This is a genomic window from Rhizobium sp. Root1204 (assembly GCF_001424965.1).
Classification (GTDB): Bacteria; Pseudomonadota; Alphaproteobacteria; order Rhizobiales; family Rhizobiaceae; genus Pararhizobium.
Window position 1 is genome coordinate 46,225 of sequence record NZ_LMCZ01000019.1, and the last position, 20,051, is coordinate 66,275.

The window sequence follows — 20,051 nt, forward strand, 5'->3', positions numbered from 1 at the left end:
TTCGCGTTCGGAACGGGCCGCGTCAGGGCATGTCGAGGGGTGCGTCGGGCTGGCGCTTTTTCACCTGCTGCTCTCGGAAGAAGATGAAAAGCCCTGAACCGATGATCAGCGCTGCGCCCAACATCATAGTGAGACGCGGCACATCGCCGAAGAACATCCAGCCGAAGACGATCGCCCATAGGAGCAAGGTATATTGCAACGGTGCGACCGTAGCCGCATCCGATATCTTCAGTGCGCGGTTGACCAGCATGTGCGCCCCCATGGCGACAGCGCCGAGCAGACACAACAAGCCGAACTCCGGAGCAGACGTCAGGGGCTTCCAGTCCCAAGGAGCGAAGAGAAGGCCGGCAAGTCCGGCCCCCGCGAGCTGGAACAGCACCAGCGTCTTGTCCGGCGTGGCACGAAGTTTCCGGCCGAAAAGCAGCATGAAGGCGAATGCGAAGGTGCCGACGATCGAAATGACGGCCGGCATCGTGAACATCGCGCTCGACGGTTCCAGCGTGATGATCACGCCGATGAAGCCGACGAAGATCGCCGTCCACCGGCGCCAGCCGACCTTTTCGCCGAGAAGAAGGGGGGAGGCTGCCGCCACATAGATCGGCGCTGCCAGCCAGTAGGTCATGACGTCGGCCAGTGGTAGATACATGACGGCGTAATAGAAGCAGAACACCTCCAGCGTCGAGAACAGCACACGCGCCGCCTGCATCAGCGGTCGCTCGGCTTCGATTATCGGTTTCCAGCCCGCCCGCCAGAGAAACGGCGACAGGATCAGCAACGCCGCGAGACTGCGGATGAGGATCACCTGACCCAGGCCGTAGCTGGCCACCAGCCATTTTCCCATCGCGTCGTTCAATGCAAACATGAACATGCCGAGCAGCATGATGCCCGGGCCGGCAATCGAACCGAGGCGAAGCCCAATTCCCGCGGTTTCATCGTTTGTGGTCATGACTATCCCCGGACAAATCAGATCGACGAACCATCGGAGACACGGCGGCTGACGGTGAACGCCCGCTCAAGCTCCGGGTTGAGTTCCATCCCAAGCCCTGCGCCCGGCGGCACGGTGATCATCCCGTTGCGGACTTCGGGAAGGGCGGTGACAAGGTCGCGATACCAGGTGTTGTAGAAGGCGCGCACGCTTTCCTGAACCAGGGCATTCGGCGCGTTGAGGGAAAGATGGGTAGAGGCACAAAGCACGACTGGCCCGGTGCAATCATGCGGCGCGACGGGAAGATGCCAGGCCTCCGCCATGGCAGCGATCTTGCGCGCTTCCGATAGACCGCCGCACCAGCTGATGTCGAGCATCACAACGCCGGCCGCACCCGTTTCGAGATAGTCGCGGAAGGCCCAGCGCGATCCGAGCGTTTCGGACGCGGAAATCGGCGCCGGCGAGACCTCCGCGTAACGCTTGAGGCTGGCGAGGCTATCCATCTTGATCGGGTCTTCATGCCAGAACGTGTTGTAGGGGGCGAGCGCCTTGGCGATCTGCATGGCCGGCAGCAGCTGCCACATCGAATGGAACTCGACCATGATATCCATCCGGTCCCCGACGGCGGAACGGATTTTCTCGAAGGGTTCGAGCGCCTGTTTCAGGTCCGGCATGGAAATGTAGGTTCCACGCGATTTTTCGGCAGCTCCGTCGAACGGCCAGATCTTCATCGCCGTGATGCCCTCTTCGAGCAGCGAGTGGGCGAGTTCATCGGCGCGGTGCAGGAACCCGTTCAGGTCGTCATAGCCTTTCCCATCGGACAGGCCGTAATTGGCGGTCGTCTGCCCGGTCGCCTTCTTGATGTATTCCGTGCCGGCGCAGGTATTGTAGGTGCGGATTTCCTTGCGGGTGAAGCCGCCGAGCAACTGCGCGATCGGCAGCCCGGTCGCTTTGCCGAAAAGGTCCCAAAGCGCAATATCGAAGGCGGAATTGCCACGCACCTCGGCGCCGGATGAACGAAAGCCGAGATAGCCAACGAGGTCAGCGGCAAGCCTGTCGATCTCAAGAGGATCGCGGCCGATCACGCGTGGAGCAATATACTCGTGTACATAAGCCTCAACCGCTTCAGCGCCGAAGAACGTTTCCCCAAGTCCCGTAAAACCCTCATCAGTATGTACGAGCACCCAGAGGAGGTTGGCACGTTCTGCAACGCGAACGGTTTCCAGGCTTGTAATCTTCATCATTCCCTCCGCCGAGTATCTAATCCGTAACAAGCATCACTGTTTTTTCATCCAACCTTATTGTCATGTTGTCGGACGACTTAGAAGCGACAATCGAGGGTTCTCAGCACGAATCCGCGGGTTTGTGAAATTCTTCCCATTCAGCCAGCGCTTAAGTGGAGACGGTTGCGTTCGGTAGCTGGGATTATTCGTGTTGCAGGACAGTCGTGGAGCACTAGGTGGGGCGGGTAAATACCGATCCCCTTACCCTATCACGATTATGCCTGTTGAATCTCCGCCGCACTGCGCGCCACGCCAGCAATACCCCGATCATAGCGATGTAAGCCCATGGTCCCGGCCCCACGACCTTGACAGACATGGCGATGTAGCGCGCCTGCCATCGCGATCAAATAAATGAGGCGGTGGAGCTTTATCCAACGCGGGCCGAGCTTGCGGGTCGACCAGGTGTTGGAAGTTAGCGCAAGCGGAACGAGCATTGCGAAGGCAGCCACCCGATGGTTATACTGACAGCGGCGCCCTGTCCTATGACGAGGATGGGGGCGGAAGCGTAGCAGCGATCCAGTTTGCCCAGCTCGGAAAGAACCTGCAGCTCTCTGCGTCGGACTTCATCATCATATAATGAACAGGACTGGGACGCTTTCGGGCACCCCAGTCCTTAACTGTCGGGGGAGCGCTGATCGGTCATGGAGGATGAAATGACACGCGAGACCAACCGCCGGACAGTCCTCATGGCTGCGGGAGCTGTCGCCGTCGCTGCGGTCGCCGGACCAGCTGCCGCGCAATCCGCCGAGATTCACGGGACGATTACATTCGAAGGCGGCTCCACCATCCCCGAAGGTCAGCTCGAAATCTATCTCGAAGACCTCGCCGTCAAGAACAAGAGGCGCGCCGCCCAGACACGTGTCGACAGCAATGGCGGCTCGAAGACGATCGCATTCTCCCTGGCCTCGTCAGAACCCTCGGTTCCCTCGGCGCCTCTTCGGATCGTTGTGCGTCTGGAGCGCAAGGATGGTTGGCTGTTGGCGCGGGGCAGCGCCCGATATCAGTCGGGCTCGCCGGTCAAGGTCGCGCTCAGGACCGTCATGTACTGACTTTATTCATCTTCGCGTGAAGACGGTCGCGCAGGGCGTCGATCGTACCGAGAAGGCTATCGAGCGTTTCCGTGTCCAGCGCGGCCGCTTCGCCGATACATTGCATGACATCGCCGGCCTGTCCCTCAATGGCGCGGCCTTTCTCCGTCAGATGCAGGAGCACCTCGCGTTCGTCTTCGGGGTTGCGCGTTCTAGTGATCAGCCCGGCAGCGCTCAGCCGCTTGAGCAAGGGCGTCAGCGTACTGGAGTCCAGGAAGAGTGTATTGCCCAACTCCTTGACGTTCTGGCCGTCACGGTTCCAGAGCGACACCATGACCAGATATTGCGGATAGGTGAGGCCAAGCTTGTCCAGTAGGGGCCGGTAAAGCTGCGTGAACGCATGGCTTGCGGAATAGAGGGTAAAGCAGAGCATTCCGGTAACCCCGGAATCGTCGTCTGGATTCTTCATGGCGATCTCCTTTCCGGTCAAAATAATTTGTGCACGATCTATTTGCAAGCGGTTGACAGGATGACTTCAGGCGAATATGTATTGTGCACAAACTAATCGCCAGCAAACAATAATCCGCTCTTACCCAATCACGAAAAGGAATTGTCATGTTCAAGTTCGCCGCCACCGTCGCTTTTGTAGCCGCTCTGCTGTCCGGCACTGCGATCGCTCAACCCGCAAAGCCCACCGTTGTTCTCGTTCACGGCGCCTTTGCCGACTCCTCCAGCTGGAATGGCGTCACGAAAATCCTGCAGAAGGACGGTTATACGGTCGTCTCCGCCGCCAACCCCTTGCGCAGTGTTTCCGGTGATGCAGCCTATGTCTCCGACATCGTCTCAAGCATCAAGGGATCGGTCGTCCTCGTGGGCCATTCCTATGGTGGCCAAGTGATTTCGACCGCAGCCAATGGCAATGAAAACGTCAAGTCGCTGGTCTACGTTGCAGCCTTTGCCCCGGAAGCTGGGGAAGCGGCCGCGGATCTCGCTGGTAAATTTCCTGGCGGCACGCTCGGCCAGGCGCTGGCTGCTCCGGTGAAGCTGACCAAGGGTGGTATCGATCTTTCCATCGACCAGGCAAAATTCCACGATCAATTCGCCCACGACGTTTCGGTGGAGGACGCAGCCTTGATGGCCGCCGGTCAACGCCCAATCACGGAAGCCGCACTGACGGAGAAGTCCGGTGCTCCTTCCTGGAAGAACCTGCCTTCCTACTTCATCTACGGCGATGGCGACAAGAACATCCCTGCACAGGCCCTTGGCTTCATGGCTGAGCGAGCCGGCTCCAAGCGCACGATCGTGGTCAAGGGGGCATCCCATGTCGTCATGGTCTCCCAACCTCAGGCTGTCGCTGACCTGATTGAAGAGGCTGCGCAGTAATCACAACATCTGGCTCATGCCTTGAAAGGCCACCATCCAAAAGGGTGGTGGCTTTTCCATATCGGGTTAGGCAGCGCTCAGGGTCGAGGAATTTCTGAAAGTCCGAATACCTCACGGTAAAACGGAAGAGATTTTTGCAGATCAGCGGTTATGATCGACACATGGTGCAGGGAAAGCGATGGCATTTCTGTCCCGCCAAAAAACGTCCACTCAATCCTAAAATAGCGAATCTACGACTAAATACCATCAAGGGTTTTCATCTCTCTTGTAGGGCAAACCCACTTGAGCGGTTACGGTATGCGGTCACGGTGTGACCTTTACCCAACTTACCGTCCAGTCGAATCTTTCTTCGAGATCAGCGTGTCGAAAACTGCCTCTATCCGGCACAATCACGTCGGAGTCGGCCGTGATCTCAAGAGGCGAGGGTGCCCTTGGCAGGTCCAGCGCGTCCAGCGTCTGATGCAGTTCGTCGATCTCTGAAACGCGCTCGATCGGCTCACGGCCTGGTACTCGGATCGTCCAAGCGTAGAGGCCCATGGTCAGCGCTCCAGCTTGGCGGCGCGATGCGATCCTCGGTCTTTTGGTTGGCAATATGCGCGAGCATTCGATTGTCGGCAACCTCGACCAGCGCAGCAGTCGCTTCCTGTTCGGTCCAGCCGGCTCGAACGGCCGCCGCCAACATGTCGCGGGCTGCCACATCGATTTGCTCCTGGCAACTCAGGAACCGGTCGGGATGATCGAAGGTGATGCGCGGTGCTTTAATTCGGGCCATACTAATATGGCAGGACGGAGTACGATTATCCGCTAGAACCGCAAGAGAGTCCGAATGTTCCGCCGGCACGGGAGCGCCTTATGAATACTGCGGCCTGAGCTGCCTGACACGATTGCTACGAGACCTTCAACATCCAGGTCCAGGGCCTGATGAAGCGGCTGAAGAGCGCCGGCATCAAGCGGCTGTGCATCGGAGTGTCGGGCGGTCTGGACTCCACCCACGCTCTTCTTGTTGCGGCGCGGGCGTTTGACCGGCTGGGTTGGCCACGCTCTGACATTCTTGGCTTCACCATCACTGGTTTTGCGACCGGCGATGCGACGAAGTCCGACGCATGGGCACTGATGCGCAGCCTGGGAATCATTGCGGAAGAGATCGACATCAAACCGCTCGCCACGCAATTGCTAAGGGATCTCAAGCATCCCTATGCCGAGGGCGAACCGGTCTATGACGTCACCTTCGAGAACGTCCAGGCAGGGCTTCGTACCGACTTTCTGTTCCGGGCCGCCAACCAACGCGGGGCCTTCGTACTTGGAACCGGTGATCTATCCGAGATCGCACTAGGCTGGTCGACTTACGGCGTCGGCGATCAGATGAACCATTATAACGTCAACGCTTCCGTCCCGAAAACGTAGATTCAGCATCTGGTGGGTTGGGTCATCAAGTCGCAACTCTTCGATCAGGAGACAGGCAAGACGCTTGGCAGCATCCTCGATACTGTGATCTCCCCGGAACTTGTCCCTGCCGATGAGCAGGGCCTGATCCAAAGCACGGAGGACAAGATCGGCCCTTACGATCTGCATGTTTTCTTTCTCTATTACATCACCCGTTTTGGCCTGAAACCGTCCAAGGTCGCATATCTCGCATACAATTCCTGGCATGCCAGCGAGCTTGGTGCATGGCCGGCACATTTTCCCGAACGCAAGAATCGCGTCTTATTTTTGTCGACGATCAAGACGTGGCTGGAGGTTTTCCTGTTTCGCTTCTTCACGATCAGCCAGTTCAAGCGTTCCGCTTCTGGATCCCAGGCGGTTCACGATCCGCATCGTGCCCGACCTGTTGAAGAAGAGCACCGCGTGGCAGGATTACTGTGATGGCCAGCGGTCGCTGGAACAGGCGATCAAGCGGCTGGCGAAATCCCGCAAGGCGGCGGCGTGAGGCCAATTGGCCCGGCAATAGAGCGATGGAAAGAAACGACCAGCGGTATCGAAGCTGATACACCCGGCTTCTCGAACAGATCGGCTTTCACAGGCTGCTCCGGTCCGCCTTCCCCGATCGTATGGTGTAATGAAGCGGGGAGCGCTGGAAACGCTCCCCGCCTCTGATCATGTTCTGGCAGCCAGCGACGGCTGCGACTGCAAACGCTCGAAAGCTCGTGCGATTAGGCTGAAGTGTTTACTGTTTGATTTCAGGCCACGGCGCTTCCTGATTTCCACCACGAAGTTCTTCGCTAAACGCTTCTTCATTGCAGATGCCTTAGGCGACCTGACGTTCGGCTTCGATCGGCAGCGGGGCTGACTCGCCGCCACCCGTACCAATCGCGATCTTGCGCGGCTTCATGGCTTCCGGGATCTCGCGTTTCAATACAATGCGCAGGAGACCGTTGACCAGGCCGGCTCCTTCGACCTTCACATGGTCCGCCAGTTCGAAGCGGCGCTCGAACGACCGTCCGGCAATGCCGCGATGGAGATATTCGCCATCCTTCGCTTCGGTCTTCTGGCCTTTGATAACCAGCACGTTGCGTTCCTGGACGATGTCGAGATCGGAATCACCGAACCCTGCGACCGCCATTTCGATACGGTAGTCGTTGTCGCTGGTCTTGACGATGTCATAGGGTGGCCAGGTGTCGATTGTCTGCAGGCGCTGCGCGTTGTTCAGGAGATTGAACACGCGGTCGAAGCCGACGCTGGAGCGATAGAGCGGTGCAAAATCAAGATCGTTTCTCATAACCAAATCCTCCGTAAAGCGAGATGGAATGGAGACGCGGAAACTCGCATCCCCGGTTCTGCCAGCCCCTGTCGGCGGCTGACGAAAATGATCTAATCTCGACGAAAAACGGTTTCAAGATTTCCGCCAATTTTTTTCTTTTTCAGTCTCGGCATGGCAGCGATGAACCGAAGCTGTCACCGTCTGATGATTTGTTCAAGGACAGCGGCCTCGGCCACCGTCACGGTGTCTCGAGCGTTAAGATTTCGAAGGAGCAATTCAATCATCACGATGTCCATGGTCACCTAAAACAAAGTCAGCCGGGCGAAGAACAAAGTAGCTTTCAGACGCTTCCGCCGCAAATGGAGTTGCGAAATGACAAGATACTTCTTCGATCTCGAAAATGACGACGGATTTCTCAAAGACCAAGAAGGTCGGGATTTGGCAGATGGAGCCGCGACGCGGCAGGAGGTCGCCTTCATACTGCAGGATGTCGTACATGACGAATTGGATGGGAATGCGCCGTTCACGGCCCTCGTAATAGTGCGAAATGATCGAAGTGAAGTTGTGACATCAGCCAAGCTGTCCTTCCAAATTCACTGATCGACTTACGAATGGGGCTTGCGCGTGGCGCTTCGGATGTCCTTCATGATCTTCTCGGCCGCCGATGTCTGCGGCCAGGTTTTCCGTCTCATGGACGGTGATCCGGACAGTTCCATTGAACTGAGGCTTTTCAATCTGACGCTAATTCCTTGTGCAGAGTGAAACCGACACGACCATCGACCCTGGGTGGGTTTCCAGAGCTGAAAGGTGGACGCCCTTTCGGGAGGCGATGGAACAGAATACGCCGGCGCAAGTTCAATCGGTGCGCGTGCAAGGGTATACGCATAGGCGATATCGGGAGACCATTGAAGATATGCGCAGGCTGCAGAATGATCCCCGCTTGCAAGCCATTGCCGGCGCTGTTGTCATCGGCGTTTCTCTGTGGGCTTTGTCGCGATCGGCAGCAGATGATCACACCCCAGTCCACGCAAACCCAAGCGGTCGAGGGCGAGAGGCTAGAACGCCTGAGCAAATACCTGCAAGAGGTCTTCTCGATGTCCTTTATCGCACCTATAACGAGGTTCTGGACGATCGTGTGATGCTCGTTTCGGCAGGTGTAGCGTTCTATCTCTTCCTGTCTATTTTCCCGGCGTTGGCGGGCCTTGTGTCACTGTATGCCCTCATTGCCGATCCTGGAGATATCTCACACCATCTTCGCGACGTAGGAATATTCCTGCCAACCGGGGCTTTTCAGCTATTTGCGGATCAAATCGAAGTGCTGGCAAAGCGTAACGACAACACTTTGGGGTTTACGTTTTTCATCGGGCTGGGCGTTGCCATCTGGGGAACGCATCGCGGCACGATGGCGATCTTCGACGCAATGAATATTGCGTATGAGGAGGAGGAGAAGCGTGGCTTTATATCCCTCAACCTACTAGGTCTCGCATTTACGGCAGCGGGCATTTTCGCATCGGTGGCAATGGTCGGGCTTATAGCAATCTTGCCTGTTGCGTTGACTTACATATGGCTCGATCAGGACATCGAGCGTGCGGCGTTGATCCTTCGGTGGCCCTTATTGCTGGCATTCGTGCTTGTCGGTTCCTCAGCCGTGTACCGCTTGGGGCCGAGCAGGCAGCCCGCAAAGATTCGATGGATTACATGGGGCGCGGCTCTCACGACTGTCGGCTGGTGTGGAATGTCCGTCGGCTTTTCGATCTACCTTGACCATTTCGCAAACTACAGTGCGACATACGGAACGCTCGGAGTACTGATCGGCTTTCTGGCATGGCTATGGCTATCAATCGCCATTCTGTTCATAGGCGGAGAGCTCAACGCGGAACTTGAGCATCAGACCGAGCAGGATACGACCACAGGACGACCGCGGCCGATGGGTGCGCGCGGCGCCTACGTCGCAGATACGGTCGGAGAAACTGTCGATCGTTGACTCGACGCAAATTCGTCGATGGATAGAGCGTATCGCCGAGATGCGCCCACGCAGAAATACCGCTCCCACTGATTGGCATCACAGAAATAGCTAATGACGACGATCCTGCAATATGAGCGAGAACCGCTCGAAGATTGCAAGGCGGCGCATGCCACTACACCACATTAAGTTTCTATTTCCTTCCCTACCGGGTCAGTCCGAACAGGAACGCTATCGAAGCGACGACGGCAGCGGCCTTGAGCGGTTTTGACTTGGCGTAGTCTTCGACTTGACGGGCTACCCCCATAACCCTGGACTTTGCGACCTCCGTCGATCCAGTGGCAAAATCCGAGACGGTTTGGCCGAGGCGTTCTGCCTCGCGACGGTATGCGGCGCCTTCGCCTCGAGCGTGTCGCCCTTCACCTGTCGCGTCAAGTGCCTGATCGACAAGGGGAGCGGAAACCTCCGAACCGGCGTCCAGACCCTTTGCGACCTTCTCCGCGGCATCCGTATTGGCTCGACCGGAAGACACGGATGTGTGGGATACGGAAACTGGATCAGAGGCAGGAAATGTTGCTTCAAGGGCTTTGTCAAGCTCCTCGGGATTTGACTTCGGGGCTTGGCGAGCGCGCTCCTTCTTTAGGGATTCCACTGCCGGGGATTGGTCGGGATTGGCCATGACAATATCTCCTGTGATCGTGCCGGATAATCGGTTTTCGGCTTGGAAGTTCCGCCCGGTGCGGCGTTCTTTGGAAATTCTTTGATATCGCGACTATATATCGACAAGCGGTTATGGTGCCGCTGCGCATTTTCCAAGACTTGAGGAACAGATATTTGGCTCGTCGTGCCGGCAGTGCTGATCTTCCGCTTCACGGCGGACGCGTTCCTTCTTGGCTCGGGGATCGTATGACTCGTCTCGGCGCCGTCATCACCGAGGCGATTGTTCTGCATTACGGACGTGACGAATTTCTTCGTCGATTGGCCAACCCATTCTGGTTCCAGTCTTTCGGCGCGGTGATGGGGATGGATTGGCACTCGTCCGGCATAACGACCAGCGTTATCGGTTCATTAAAGCGTGGTTTGACGCCGCGTGCTCGCGAACTCGGCATTCATGTCTGTGGAGGGCGCGGCGCGCAATCCAGAAAAACGCCTTCGGAACTAACCCTTGTCGGTGAGAAGACAGGCGTCGATGGTGAAGCGCTGGCAAGTACCAGTCGGCTCGTGGCCAAGATCGACAGCGCCGCGGTTCAGGACGGGTTTGACCTCTATCTTCATGGGTTTGTGGTAACCGACGATGGCAAATGGGTTGTCGTCCAGCAAGGGATGAACGGCGAACGTCGGCAAGCTCGGCGTTATCATTGGTTATCAGAGGGGCTAACAGATTTCCTCAACTCGCCACACGCTGCGATCGAGGGGAGAATGCAGGGCGAGATCGTCAACCTTGCCGATGCGAGAGCAGAGCCTTCTCGCCGCGCACAGCTTGAGCTGCTGGATACGATGGGACCTGACAAGATTGTAACGGAGATTGCATCCCTTGACGACTATGCTCCTCGCGCTCGTCCCGTTGAAGATGATCTCCCGTTGTTGCGACACCTCGTCATGCCGGCCCATCATGACGTTCGGGAGAGCGACGTTAACATGCGCAGGCTGCACGCCACGCTCGCTGCCGCTGCCGATCGCGGTCCTGTCGATTTCCAGGATTTGCTTCTCACGCCAGGAGTAGGGGCACGCACAGTCAAGGCGTTGGCTATGGTTGCCGAAGTCGTTCATGGGGCGCCGTGCCGGTTCACGGATCCGGCCAGATTTTCGTTGGCACACGGCGGCAAGGACCGCCACCCATACCCCGTTCCCATCAAGGTCTATGACGAGACGATCGGGGTGATGAAATCTGCGGTCAGGCGAGCGAGACTTGGGCGGGATGAAGAGTTGCAGGCACTGAAGCGCCTTGATGATCAGGCGAGACAGCTTGAGAGGTATGTCACGGGTCCCGCCTTGAAAGAGATCGTCGCCGGAGAATACTCCCAGTCCGAGATTTTTGAGTCACGCAGTGTTTTCGGCTGGGAAAGCGAATTGCGCGGGGAGTGAAACTGCGCATCGCGTTATCGGGAAGTTGTCGAAATCGAAAGCTGTATCCTCGACAACCTTAACCGTGAGCATCTGTTTTTCCCGGTCGAAATTAGTGTTTCTGGAGATCGTTAGAAACCGCAGATCCTATTTCCGTGTCTGCCAAGTCGCTCTGGCGGGTAACCTGCGGTGACGTGTTTTTTGATAGGAGATGCATCTGGTTGCTGCTCATTGATCCGACGCCCCGCGACGAATCCCGGTCTCATCGCCGGGCTTTTCTTTTTATCCCAATGGTCCGGGAGGTCCCATGAACATCCGTTTGTCCGCATTTTTACTGTCTGTCTCCGCCGTGGCCTTTGTCGCTGCCGTCGATATCCTCCCCACAGGTCAAAAGTGAGGTTGGCCGCGCCTCCGATGTCGTCATCCAAGGGTCAATTCTGGAGCCGGAAAAGCTTCAGGTAAAAGACGAGGCCAATCTCACGGCGCTGATCAAGGCGCACGAAGGCTTCAAGGTTGAGGTCTTCGCGCGCGACGTTGCGCCGAAACCTGACCGACGTTGATTGCCAAAAAGCTCACTATTCATCGCTGAATGCGCCCGAAATTTCCTTACGAAGCTTTTTGACCGCGCGTTTTTTCGCCGGTGTGGTTCCAAACAAATTGAGAACTCGTCCAATTGCCTCATCTGCGTCGCTTTGACGACGAGCGCTCTCGTCGATTGCAGCCCTGAAATCCGGCTTCACCTTGGATGGCTCTTCGCTGCTACCGTCTAGGTTTCGTCCGTTTGGGACCCTGACCGACGCCGCGACATGAGTGAGAGGGGCTTTCAGCGCAAACTTCGCGCCTGGTGCCACCATGCTTGGCGCGACCTGGTTTGATGGATACGGGTCTATGTCCTCTACCACCACCTCCGGAGTTCTTGTCATCCGGTGTTGTTCATTGGTTGCGGCGATTGGCAGCCAAGCGCGCTTCATCAGTTCATTATCAGCATAGTAAAAGTTGCGAAGGCCGAATATGGGTTGCTGATTGCGCAACTTGATGATGCAGCGTGTCTCGTTCATCGCCCCGAGTTCATCGGGGCGCATGAGCGGACGCATCGCTGTCCTGTGCGACATGGTCGCCCCCTTGCGATCAAAAAGCGTGGCGCCTGTCGAAACCGCCTTATCAACAGTGACCTCTTTCCTCTCACCAAGCAATTGCGAGACATAMCGCTGGTCCTCCGGATCCTGGGCTCCGAGGAAGATTTGAGCGCGTGCGGAATTCACCAGCGTTTGTCGACCTTCGCGCGTGTAGACGTTGTCGATCGACCGCAGNCGCTGGTCCTCCGGATCCTGGGCTCCGAGGAAGATTTGAGCGCGTGCGGAATTCACCAGCGTTTGTCGACCTTCGCGCGTGTAGACGTTGTCGATCGACCGCAGSGATTGGACGAAGAACCAGCARGGTATGCCGTAGCCGCCAAGAACGGTCGCGACGGTGAGGGCATTTTCCARCTTGCCGAGGTTTTGAAACTCATCGAGCAAGACCAGAACGCGGCGCTCGCCGCGCGTCATCATGGTGCGCGACATGTAGTCCATGAACTGGACCATCAGCACGTTGAAGATCGGCCCAATGGAGGCAACCTGCTGGATCCGRAAATCCAGATACAGGCTCAYATTCTCGCGCCGCATCGCGCGAATGTCGAAGGTCGAGCGCGCCGTYGCTCGCAAAATGCGGTTGTTCTTGAATGGACGAACGGCTGCGGCAAGCGAGCCGTAAACCCCGTCGAACTGTTTTCCYGCCATAACCGCAAAGCGCGCGATCGTCGTATAGGTAAAWGAACTGATCCACTCGGCCCGAAGCTCGGGRTTGGCAACCTCMTCCAACCACTCGCGCAGCGGCTGATCRCCACCTTCGACGACATTGAGAACCGTTCCGAGATTTTTGTCTTTGTCGGGGATGTCAGGATTTTCCAAAACCCAAGAGGTGACACCGGCAAACAGAGCACGCGCATCGGAAATCCAGTAGGCATCGCCCYTTGGYGTCGGTAAAAGGGCGGTCGCGATCGAATTGATATCGATGTCGCGCTGATCGGGATCAATGGCGACGAAGTCGAGGGGATTGTAGCATTCCGTATCGCCATTCTCGTCGGCTGGCGAAAAGCGCAACACGCGTGAGAATTTCGACCGGTAGCCGGCCGTGGCCTCRTAGGTCTCGCCGCGCATATCRAGAACGACGATGCTGTCTGGCCAGAGGAGACAATTGGGSACGATCAGCGATGCGCCCTTACCCGARCGCGGYGGACCGATGACAAAGCCGCCGACGTCATCACCATCGATCCAAAGCTTTTTGCCGCCGAACAGCTTCGGCTTTGTCAGCCGCCGCCTGCCGGAGCCACGTTGGGTAAAGCCTCCAGGGACTTTGATCAGGCTGCCGCCGATTCTGCCAACGAACACGCCACCGGTGCGCGCCGGGCGGACCCGAACGGCGATACCAACAAGGAATGAAAGTGNTGTCAGCCGCCGCCTGCCGGAGCCACGTTGGGTAAAGCCTCCAGGGACTTTGATCAGGCTGCCGCCGATTCTGCCAACGAACACGCCACCGGTGCGCGYCAGGCCGAGGGCGCGCGCCTCCATCGTGCTGAGGAAGCGCGCATCGGTGGATTTCTTCTTGCCCGTCGCAAGCGTGATCAGCATCGCGGCGCCGGCAATAAAACCAGCGCCCGCTGCGATCGTCGGCCGGTGCCACTCACCGGCATAGAGATCAAGACGTGCCGCCTTGTACGAAGCTAGAAGGTCGTCTTGCAGGGCCTGAAGCATCCAAGTCGAATTGTCGAAAGTGTAATAGAGGCCAGCATAGGCAAGCGACGCCACAAACGCCGCCGTTGCTACGGCGATGAGACCACCGAAAAGCAGGAGGGCCGGGTTCATAGCGCGTCTGCCTTGGTGAATACGATCTCCGATACCACGCGGCGTCCGTCCGGCAAGCGCGCGAGCTGAACCACGATCGGAATGACCTCCTTCAGGTAGTCGATGATCTCCTGTTTTTTGAGGTCCATGCCGCTTTGCATGACCATCAGCGCCAGGCGCTCATAGGCCGATCGACCGGAATTTGCGTGCACTGTCGTGAGCGAGCCGGGATGGCCCGTGTTGATCGCCTGTAGAAAGGAGAAGGCTTCCGCACCGCGAAGCTCCCCAAGCATCAGCCGGTCGGGACGCATGCGCAGCGAGGCTTCGAGAAGTTGCTGTTGGGTCACCTTGGCGCGGCCCTGGTCGCCTTTGGAGGCAAGCAGGGCGACCGTGTTCGGTGTGATCGGCTTCAGCTCGCGCGTATCCTCGATCGTGACAATGCGTTCTTCTTTTGGGATCTCCTTTAGAAGGGCATTGAGGAAAGTGGTCTTGCCGGTGGACGTGCCGCCTGAAACGACGATGGACACGCGCAAGCGCACGGCGGTTCGAAGAAAATACATGGCATCGACGTCTCCCTGCATCATACCGGCAAGCTCTTCTTCGGCAGCGGACAGCGTAAGCTGGCGCCCGACGCGCGTTTGCTCGAAAGCGCCGCGCTGATGATAAACGTCGAGGCCGATGTCATGAATGACTTGCTTGCGGATGGAGATGGCGCCGCCCGCCGGCGCTGCTGGTGGCAGCACGCATTGGAAACGCTCCCCGGACGGAAGCGACGCCGATAGGATCGGGTGCTCGTCATTGACCACTTGGTTGGTGGAACCCGCGACGCGCTCGCTCACCGTCCGGATCCATTCGGCCGTGAACTGGGCGTCCTTCACCCGCTCCATGCTGCTCACCCCGAGGCGTTCAATGAACAGCTCTCCCGGCCGATTGACCGAGATCTCGGAAACGCGGTCATCCGCCAGGAAAGGTTTTAGCCGTTCAAGGGCTTTTTCGAGAAACGGGAACGAACTCATTTATAAACCGGCGCCATCGGATAGTAGGACGTGGGGTCGACATCACGGCGGATCTGGCCGCCGCGCTTCAGGCGTATAATTTCTTGCCGGACCGGATCGGCATAGAAATCGGAAAAGTCGAGGTCACGCCTGAGATAGACGATCACCGGCTCGCCCTGAGCAACGTAGATCGTCGGCGGGATTTTCGAGCTTTCCTTGAACGCTTCGTTGGCGATCTCCTGCAACATGGAGGAAGATTTCTCGGCAGCAATGGCACGTGCCTCAGCGGCAGTTTGGCTAGGTTCGGTGGTGATCGTCGTGACAGCACCAGTGATAGGATCAACCGTCGAGATCGAGCGCGCACTGTTGGTCGGGGTCTCCCCGAGGGCGGAAACATATTCCGCAGCACCACCGATCACCGAGAGCATGATTGCAGAACCAAACCGCTCCCAGAAATGCGTGTCGATCTCGCCGGTCAGGCCAGCGCGACCAAGGCGGTCAGCGCCGGGCGAAGCGATCTCGACCGACAATCCGTCGGAGCGGATCACCCGCGACCAGACGACGAAGATCCGCTTTTGGCCGCGCGCTAGCCCGGACTTGTACTCCCCGATCAGGCGAGAGCCTTTTGGGATCAGGATGCGTCCGCCGTCGAGCGAGCGCACGTCTTCGCGCACAACGGCCCGTACCATGCCGGGAAGGTCGGTATTGATCGCTGTTTCCAAAAAACCGCGGATCATCGTGCCCTGCGCAACCAGTGCGTCGGTGCGGTCAAAGCGGGTCGCCTTGACGATGCCAGCCGTCTGTTTCTCCGACTGCGCCAGGAAGGCCTTGTTCGCGTCGGTCTCGGCCCCTGGCACGGTCACGAGCTGGCCATCATCAGCCATGGTTACCGACTGGTCGCTCCCGGACAAACTCTCACTGTTTGACCCGTCGACAATGATCTGCTCCGAACGCAACCGCTCCCAGCGGGCTTTTTCTTCGTCCTCGCGCCGCTTGGCTTCCAGTTGCGCCAGCCGCTCGTCTTCTTCCGCGCGCCGGCGTGCCTCTTCCATCCGGCGCCGCTCTTCCTCGGCCAGGCGGCGAGCTTCCTCGATCTGTCGCAGTTTTTCCAGGTCTTCACCTTGGTTGACCGTGACATCAACTGTCGCAGCATCCACTGGCTTTTTCTCCTCGACCATAGGGATCTGCACGAGGTTGGGATCGGCTGCCTGTTTGACCGGCTCCTCCGGGAAATTACGAATGCTGGTATCCGATGTTTCGAAGGTTTCGGTTGCGCCCTCGTTGAGGCCGGGGTTCTGAGGACCCGTCGGCCAGTTGACGTAGGCGAGCACGCCCGCACCGACGACGAGGAGAAGCGGAAGCGCCAGCTTTCCGAGACGGCCGTTGCGGGTGCTAGCGACACTGCTCTGACCATCGAGGTGGTCGAAATCGATCCTGCTCATCGCTGGCTGCCCTGCTTGATGTCAAGGTTCTTCGGACCATAGGCATCCTCGACAAGATCGAAGGGCCGGCGGTTGGCCTGCCGGTTATAGAGGCAGAGCCATTTGTCGCCGGCGCGCAGGGTGAACTGGGCGGCAATCTTGTCAACTACGACGTATTTACCTTGTGTGCGCAGGTTGACGAGCGACTCCTGACGCTTGCCTTCGACGACGAAGATCGCCGGGATTTCATCCGGGAACTCCAGATACATGTGGGTGCCGTCGTCAAACGCGACGCGCGGCTTCAAGCTCGTGTCGCCCCGGAACACATAGTCGTAGTTTAGCCGGCTCGGATCGAGGCCCTTCAGCAGCGGATCCTTGGCACTATCCTGGGCTGCCGCCAGAAGGCGGGCATTCACGTCTTCGTCGGGGTATTTGAAGCGCACCTGAAACGCAGCCCGAAGATCGGCGGCGGCCGAGCCTTTCAGAAGAAGCGCATAGACCCGCTGGTTGGTGACGATGTTGACGTTCGTCTCGGCATTTTCGCGCAGCGGTTTGACGAAGAGGATGCTCGACCCCTTCTTCGGCACGATCGACCAGCTGGCCGTGTCGCCAGCCGAGATTGTCTCGATCACCTCAGAGCTTCCCAGCTGGATCATCGTCGATACACCAAGGCCAGCAGGCACAGTGACGACGGCATTATTGTTGAAGGTGATGTAGCGGATACGGGGATCGGCGGCCGCCAAGGGTTTTGCCATGATTAGCAGTGACAGAGCGCCGAGGAGGAAACGGGATTTCTGCATCAGCGTGCCGCCTTATCAGCCGGCAGAACTTCTGGCAGCGACTCCTGGTCGCGCCGATACTCGACGACCTGGAAACCGAGTGGATTGTCAAAGCGATATTCGTTCTTCAGCGGCGCAGTCGTATAGCGGAAGCGCACGACCGAGACCCAGTGCTCTCGCCGCAATGTGTTGTCGCGGCGTGTTTCTGTTGAGAAGCGCACGGTCGCCGTCGACGAATTCAGAAACGACACCGACTTGATCGTCACGGCGATGCGCGTGTCTCGGCCAAGCAGCTTATCCCGCGACTGCGGGTTCGATGGCTCGAATTCGTGGCGCAGGTCGACCGAGGCCTGTGCGGTCGAATAGAGCTGGGCAAGGTCGTAGTTGTCCTTCAGTCCTCGCGGATCATAGGTCTCACGCGCTCTGATGTAGCGAACAATGTTGGCGGTTTTGATTGCGTCGTTTTCCGAAAGCTTGCTTTCATCGAGCGAGCGTGCGACTTCAACGAAACCAGTGGTCTTGTCAGCCACCACCACGACGGCCTCGAATTGTTTTAGCGGAACGAGGAGATTGAGCGCCGATAGACTGAGCAATGTCGAGACGCTCGCGATCGTCGCGACCGTCCATGCGATTTTCCGCGATCGGCGCTCCTTGCGATAGAGTTCGGCCTCCCACGACGCACCCGCTTTCCAATATGCGCTCAGGTCAATGGGAAGGGTGGTGGTCTGCTGTTCAGTCGCTTCTGCGTTGGCCATATCTGCTTCCAATCCGCGCGTTCACGGCGCGATAAAATATATTTAATTATACGGGCATGGAGATCCCTGGGCCGATCTCCCCGCGTCGCTATGGGCGTGATCGTTCGGCTAGAAACTCAACAGTGAGAGCTCAAAAAGCTGCCGCTATCCCGCGGGATTGCAAAACGTTCGAGCCTCAGCTGCACCACCGCATGAGTGTTCTCTCGGACGAGGAATTGGAGAAATAGAAACTCTTGTCGTCTTCCACCTCGATCTCGACCGTATCGCGATCGCCATCAGCTTGATCTGCCCCAGCCTCAATCCAGAGGACGTCGAGGACGTAGGAGGCACCGTCCTGTTTGACGGATGTCACTGTCCCGGTGGTTTTGTTGGCGGCGATACCCTTATCCTCGATGTAAATGAATGCGGCCGCCGCCGCATCGCAGCCGCTGTCGACTGGGGCATAAGCGCCAGTCATTATCGGAACGATCGAGCTTTTTGACTGCGCCATCGCCATAGTGGGAAACGGCACCCCGAACATTAGGAGCGCTGCGAAAGTCTTATTCATCAGGATCTCCGTCGCTTAAAAGCCCAACATGGCGCTAAGGCCGTGAAGATAACTGGAGGCAGAGCCGTAAAGTTCGATGCAATGTTCTGCGAACGGTTTGAATAAAACGATCGCAAGGATAAAGAGGACGACCCACTTGGTCTCTCCTGGCTTGGCATTCGGTTGCGAACTTTTGGCAATCTCCTCGTTTATCCGGGCTTGCTCCTGCAGCGCCCCGCCATATCTGCGGGCTTCATCCAAATCTCGCATGGTGCCTCCTTGCCGCAAAAAATTATATTTAACCAACGCCATCCGCCCACGCCACCTAAAAATGCCCGTTCTTTTCTGTTTCACGCTGGATTGCTCTTGCGCGTGCTTCATGAACGTCAGCTGAGGTGCGTCGCTTGGCTAGGCCGACCGACATAATTCTGGCTCTCCCCGTGACCTGTCTTGTCGTCAAAAGAGCTGATCTCCAGCCATCGAGTGCGGGTGTGTCACCTTGACCGAGCGCCATACCGCCGACGATGGCGCTGGCAAACGACGGGATAAACCTGAACACCACGATGCCGAGCAGGCAGACGATCACGAATGGCGCCACATAGGACAGCTTGCTTTCCGTCGCGGTGTTGTTGGCGGTGTTTATGGCGAGCTCGATAAGTTGGTAGAGGAACGCCAGAAAAGACATCATCAACGTTTGCGTCACCATCAGGTTGACCATGAGCAGCAGCCAGCCGTCCGTAAACCGGAAGGTCCAGCGATAGAGCGCCAAAATGATGAATACGGGCGCCAGCGCCAGCGTGATGAACAGCATCAGCTTTGCAGCGAGGATCGCGGCGGCGGCAACCGCGATGAAAATCATTGCGACGACAAAGACCACGGCACCAATCAGAGCGCCAACATATTCGAAGGTGCCGGTCGCTACCTGCTCATAGACTTTGCCCGCCGTTTCAAACACCGCGTCGAGGATTTTAACGACGCCGGTCGTATCGTCGGTTCCCCCGTCGAGTATCCCGCCTGAACCTTCAATCGACTCGATGATCGTGTCGGAGATCAGGTTCGGCACTGCTTGCACAAGCTGGTAGAGGGTGGCGGAAAAGGCATCCCAGTTGGTCGCCATGTAGTAGATGAAGAAGGCCCGACCAAGCCGCCAAGCCGCCTCAGGCACGGAAAATCCGTCCCGGCCGGCAAGAATCATGTAGCCCCACCAGATGACATAGAGTGTCAGCATCGACCCGAACAGGACGGTGACTTGAAGGGCCAAGCCTTCATAGGCGTTCGAGATAAAGGTCTCGCCGATATTGTCGAGCTTCTCGAAGATGTCCGAAATGATAGTGGTCGCCGCCATCTCG

Annotated in this window: 21 protein-coding genes and 2 pseudogenes; 7 read left to right on the top strand and 16 right to left on the bottom strand. The window is 57.8% G+C overall.

Translation table 11 applies throughout. The features are described from left to right. Positions 1 to 22 precede the first annotated feature (22 nt). Together ASC96_RS17490 and ASC96_RS17495 are read right to left on the bottom strand one after the other, a co-directional pair. Entirely contained in the window at positions 23 to 946 is a 924-nt protein-coding gene (locus ASC96_RS17490) for a DMT family transporter (RefSeq protein WP_060504421.1), read from the bottom strand. A 17-nt stretch (positions 947 to 963) separates the two neighbouring features. Further along, positions 964 to 2,166 carry a mandelate racemase/muconate lactonizing enzyme family protein gene (locus ASC96_RS17495; protein WP_060504422.1) on the bottom strand — a complete coding sequence of 401 codons (1,203 nt, stop codon included), beginning with the start codon at positions 2,164 to 2,166 and terminating at the stop codon, positions 964 to 966. 695 nt (positions 2,167 to 2,861) lie between these two features. On the opposite strand from ASC96_RS17495, the gene ASC96_RS17500 reads away from it, so the two are divergent. Next, complete coding sequence (locus ASC96_RS17500) at positions 2,862 to 3,257, top strand: hypothetical protein (protein ID WP_060504423.1); 396 nt, start codon at positions 2,862 to 2,864, stop codon at positions 3,255 to 3,257. Here the strand turns inward: ASC96_RS17500 and ASC96_RS17505 are convergent. After that, the gene (locus ASC96_RS17505; protein ID WP_060504424.1) at positions 3,247 to 3,705 is read right to left on the bottom strand and encodes a MarR family transcriptional regulator; all 459 of its coding nucleotides are present in this window, start codon (positions 3,703 to 3,705) and stop codon (positions 3,247 to 3,249) included. The two genes, ASC96_RS17500 and ASC96_RS17505, sit on opposite strands and share 11 nt — an antisense overlap. A 146-nt stretch (positions 3,706 to 3,851) precedes the next feature. Between ASC96_RS17505 and ASC96_RS17510 the strand changes: the two genes are divergently transcribed. After that, positions 3,852 to 4,619 carry an alpha/beta hydrolase gene (locus tag ASC96_RS17510; RefSeq protein WP_060504425.1) on the top strand — a complete coding sequence of 256 codons (768 nt, stop codon included), beginning with the start codon at positions 3,852 to 3,854 and terminating at the stop codon, positions 4,617 to 4,619. A 77-nt stretch (positions 4,620 to 4,696) separates the two neighbouring features. Here ASC96_RS17510 and ASC96_RS31890 read toward each other — a convergent pair whose 3' ends face one another. Together ASC96_RS31890 and ASC96_RS33540 are read right to left on the bottom strand one after the other, a co-directional pair. Continuing rightward, positions 4,697 to 4,804, bottom strand: a complete 108-nt coding sequence (locus ASC96_RS31890; RefSeq protein WP_244482130.1) for a VOC family protein — start codon at positions 4,802 to 4,804, stop codon at positions 4,697 to 4,699. 118 nt (positions 4,805 to 4,922) lie between these two features. Next, positions 4,923 to 5,156: a hypothetical protein gene (locus ASC96_RS33540; protein ID WP_060504426.1), complete on the bottom strand. Its 234-nt coding sequence runs from the start codon at positions 5,154 to 5,156 to the stop codon at positions 4,923 to 4,925. Between ASC96_RS33540 and ASC96_RS33545 the strand changes: the two genes are divergently transcribed. The 3 genes and pseudogenes from ASC96_RS33545 to ASC96_RS33870 all read left to right on the top strand — a co-directional run. Continuing rightward, positions 5,155 to 5,427 carry a hypothetical protein gene (locus ASC96_RS33545; protein ID WP_060504427.1) on the top strand — a complete coding sequence of 91 codons (273 nt, stop codon included), beginning with the start codon at positions 5,155 to 5,157 and terminating at the stop codon, positions 5,425 to 5,427. The genes ASC96_RS33540 and ASC96_RS33545 overlap by 2 nt on opposite strands. A 74-nt stretch (positions 5,428 to 5,501) precedes the next feature. Continuing rightward, a pseudogene (locus tag ASC96_RS17525) lies at positions 5,502 to 6,407 on the top strand (NAD(+) synthase); the annotation flags it as partial. Beyond that, positions 6,406 to 6,546 (top strand): annotated as a pseudogene (locus ASC96_RS33870) (ATP-dependent DNA ligase); the annotation flags it as partial. The pseudogenes ASC96_RS17525 and ASC96_RS33870, both read left to right, overlap by 2 nt. Before the next feature lie 318 nt (positions 6,547 to 6,864). Here the strand turns inward: ASC96_RS33870 and ASC96_RS17530 are convergent. Together ASC96_RS17530 and ASC96_RS32745 are read right to left on the bottom strand one after the other, a co-directional pair. Continuing rightward, positions 6,865 to 7,335, bottom strand: a complete 471-nt coding sequence (locus ASC96_RS17530) for an Hsp20 family protein (RefSeq protein ID WP_060504428.1) — start codon at positions 7,333 to 7,335, stop codon at positions 6,865 to 6,867. Positions 7,336 to 7,593: 258 nt separating this feature from the next. Continuing rightward, a complete protein-coding gene (locus ASC96_RS32745; protein ID WP_156397616.1) occupies positions 7,594 to 7,815 on the bottom strand; it encodes a hypothetical protein in 222 nt (73 codons plus the stop codon). Positions 7,816 to 8,146: 331 nt separating this feature from the next. Between ASC96_RS32745 and ASC96_RS17540 the strand changes: the two genes are divergently transcribed. Then, positions 8,147 to 9,301: a YihY/virulence factor BrkB family protein gene (locus ASC96_RS17540; protein WP_244482132.1), complete on the top strand. Its 1,155-nt coding sequence runs from the start codon at positions 8,147 to 8,149 to the stop codon at positions 9,299 to 9,301. Positions 9,302 to 9,485: 184 nt separating this feature from the next. On the opposite strand, the gene ASC96_RS17545 is transcribed toward ASC96_RS17540, so the two are convergent. Then, on the bottom strand, positions 9,486 to 9,959 hold the full coding sequence (locus ASC96_RS17545; RefSeq protein WP_060504430.1) for a hypothetical protein: 474 nt from the start codon (positions 9,957 to 9,959) through the stop codon (positions 9,486 to 9,488). Between the two features lie 155 nt (positions 9,960 to 10,114). Here ASC96_RS17545 and ASC96_RS17550 point away from each other — a divergent pair, with 155 nt between their 5' ends. Continuing rightward, a complete protein-coding gene (locus tag ASC96_RS17550) occupies positions 10,115 to 11,365 on the top strand; it encodes a DUF763 domain-containing protein (protein WP_060504454.1) in 1,251 nt (416 codons plus the stop codon). Positions 11,366 to 11,919: 554 nt separating this feature from the next. On the opposite strand, the gene ASC96_RS33550 is transcribed toward ASC96_RS17550, so the two are convergent. The 8 genes from ASC96_RS33550 to ASC96_RS17595 form a co-directional block, all read right to left on the bottom strand. Then, positions 11,920 to 12,654 (bottom strand): type IV secretory system conjugative DNA transfer family protein (locus ASC96_RS33550; RefSeq protein WP_210171870.1); only part of this gene is annotated, 735 nt, incomplete at its 5' end. A gap of 1,589 nt (positions 12,655 to 14,243) precedes the next feature. Next, positions 14,244 to 15,242: a P-type DNA transfer ATPase VirB11 gene (virB11, locus tag ASC96_RS17565; RefSeq protein ID WP_060504433.1), complete on the bottom strand. Its 999-nt coding sequence runs from the start codon at positions 15,240 to 15,242 to the stop codon at positions 14,244 to 14,246. Next, entirely contained in the window at positions 15,239 to 16,663 is a 1,425-nt protein-coding gene (virB10, locus tag ASC96_RS17570; protein WP_060504434.1) for a type IV secretion system protein VirB10, read from the bottom strand. The genes virB11 and virB10 overlap by 4 nt, the downstream gene beginning before the upstream one ends. Continuing rightward, positions 16,660 to 17,442, bottom strand: a complete 783-nt coding sequence (locus ASC96_RS17575) for a TrbG/VirB9 family P-type conjugative transfer protein (protein ID WP_060504435.1) — start codon at positions 17,440 to 17,442, stop codon at positions 16,660 to 16,662. Before ASC96_RS17575 ends, virB10 begins: the two co-directional genes overlap by 4 nt. Then, positions 17,442 to 18,176: a VirB8/TrbF family protein gene (locus ASC96_RS17580; protein ID WP_060504436.1), complete on the bottom strand. Its 735-nt coding sequence runs from the start codon at positions 18,174 to 18,176 to the stop codon at positions 17,442 to 17,444. The genes ASC96_RS17575 and ASC96_RS17580 overlap by 1 nt, the downstream gene beginning before the upstream one ends. A 175-nt stretch (positions 18,177 to 18,351) precedes the next feature. Next, positions 18,352 to 18,723 (bottom strand): hypothetical protein, encoded by a 372-nt coding sequence (locus ASC96_RS17585; protein ID WP_060504437.1) that lies wholly within the window; start codon positions 18,721 to 18,723, stop codon positions 18,352 to 18,354. A 15-nt stretch (positions 18,724 to 18,738) separates the two neighbouring features. Continuing rightward, a complete protein-coding gene (locus ASC96_RS17590) occupies positions 18,739 to 18,972 on the bottom strand; it encodes a hypothetical protein (protein WP_156397618.1) in 234 nt (77 codons plus the stop codon). 55 nt (positions 18,973 to 19,027) lie between these two features. Then, a complete protein-coding gene (locus tag ASC96_RS17595) occupies positions 19,028 to 20,047 on the bottom strand; it encodes a type IV secretion system protein (protein WP_060504439.1) in 1,020 nt (339 codons plus the stop codon). Positions 20,048 to 20,051: the final 4 nt, after the last annotated feature.

Bases quoted from the DNA above. Each gene is read 5' to 3' on its own strand.
- ASC96_RS17490 (WP_060504421.1), bottom strand. From the start codon at position 946: ATGACCACAAACGATGAAACCGCGGGAATTGGGCTTCGCCTCGGTTCG.
- ASC96_RS17495 (WP_060504422.1), bottom strand. From the start codon at position 2,166: ATGAAGATTACAAGCCTGGAAACCGTTCGCGTTGCAGAACGTGCCAAC.
- ASC96_RS17500 (WP_060504423.1), top strand. From the start codon at position 2,862: ATGACACGCGAGACCAACCGCCGGACAGTCCTCATGGCTGCGGGAGCT.
- ASC96_RS17505 (WP_060504424.1), bottom strand. From the start codon at position 3,705: ATGAAGAATCCAGACGACGATTCCGGGGTTACCGGAATGCTCTGCTTT.
- ASC96_RS17510 (WP_060504425.1), top strand. From the start codon at position 3,852: ATGTTCAAGTTCGCCGCCACCGTCGCTTTTGTAGCCGCTCTGCTGTCC.
- ASC96_RS31890 (WP_244482130.1), bottom strand. From the start codon at position 4,804: ATGCCATCGCTTTCCCTGCACCATGTGTCGATCATAACCGCTGATCTG.
- ASC96_RS33545 (WP_060504427.1), top strand. From the start codon at position 5,155: ATGGTCAGCGCTCCAGCTTGGCGGCGCGATGCGATCCTCGGTCTTTTG.
- ASC96_RS33540 (WP_060504426.1), bottom strand. From the start codon at position 5,156: ATGGGCCTCTACGCTTGGACGATCCGAGTACCAGGCCGTGAGCCGATC.
- ASC96_RS17530 (WP_060504428.1), bottom strand. From the start codon at position 7,335: ATGAGAAACGATCTTGATTTTGCACCGCTCTATCGCTCCAGCGTCGGC.
- ASC96_RS32745 (WP_156397616.1), bottom strand. From the start codon at position 7,815: ATGTACGACATCCTGCAGTATGAAGGCGACCTCCTGCCGCGTCGCGGC.
- ASC96_RS17540 (WP_244482132.1), top strand. From the start codon at position 8,147: ATGGAACAGAATACGCCGGCGCAAGTTCAATCGGTGCGCGTGCAAGGG.
- ASC96_RS17545 (WP_060504430.1), bottom strand. From the start codon at position 9,959: ATGGCCAATCCCGACCAATCCCCGGCAGTGGAATCCCTAAAGAAGGAG.
- virB11 (WP_060504433.1), bottom strand. From the start codon at position 15,242: ATGAGTTCGTTCCCGTTTCTCGAAAAAGCCCTTGAACGGCTAAAACCT.
- virB10 (WP_060504434.1), bottom strand. From the start codon at position 16,663: ATGAGCAGGATCGATTTCGACCACCTCGATGGTCAGAGCAGTGTCGCT.
- ASC96_RS17575 (WP_060504435.1), bottom strand. From the start codon at position 17,442: ATGCAGAAATCCCGTTTCCTCCTCGGCGCTCTGTCACTGCTAATCATG.
- ASC96_RS17580 (WP_060504436.1), bottom strand. From the start codon at position 18,176: ATGGCCAACGCAGAAGCGACTGAACAGCAGACCACCACCCTTCCCATT.
- ASC96_RS17585 (WP_060504437.1), bottom strand. From the start codon at position 18,723: ATGAATAAGACTTTCGCAGCGCTCCTAATGTTCGGGGTGCCGTTTCCC.
- ASC96_RS17590 (WP_156397618.1), bottom strand. From the start codon at position 18,972: ATGCGAGATTTGGATGAAGCCCGCAGATATGGCGGGGCGCTGCAGGAG.
- ASC96_RS17595 (WP_060504439.1), bottom strand. From the start codon at position 20,047: ATGGCGGCGACCACTATCATTTCGGACATCTTCGAGAAGCTCGACAAT.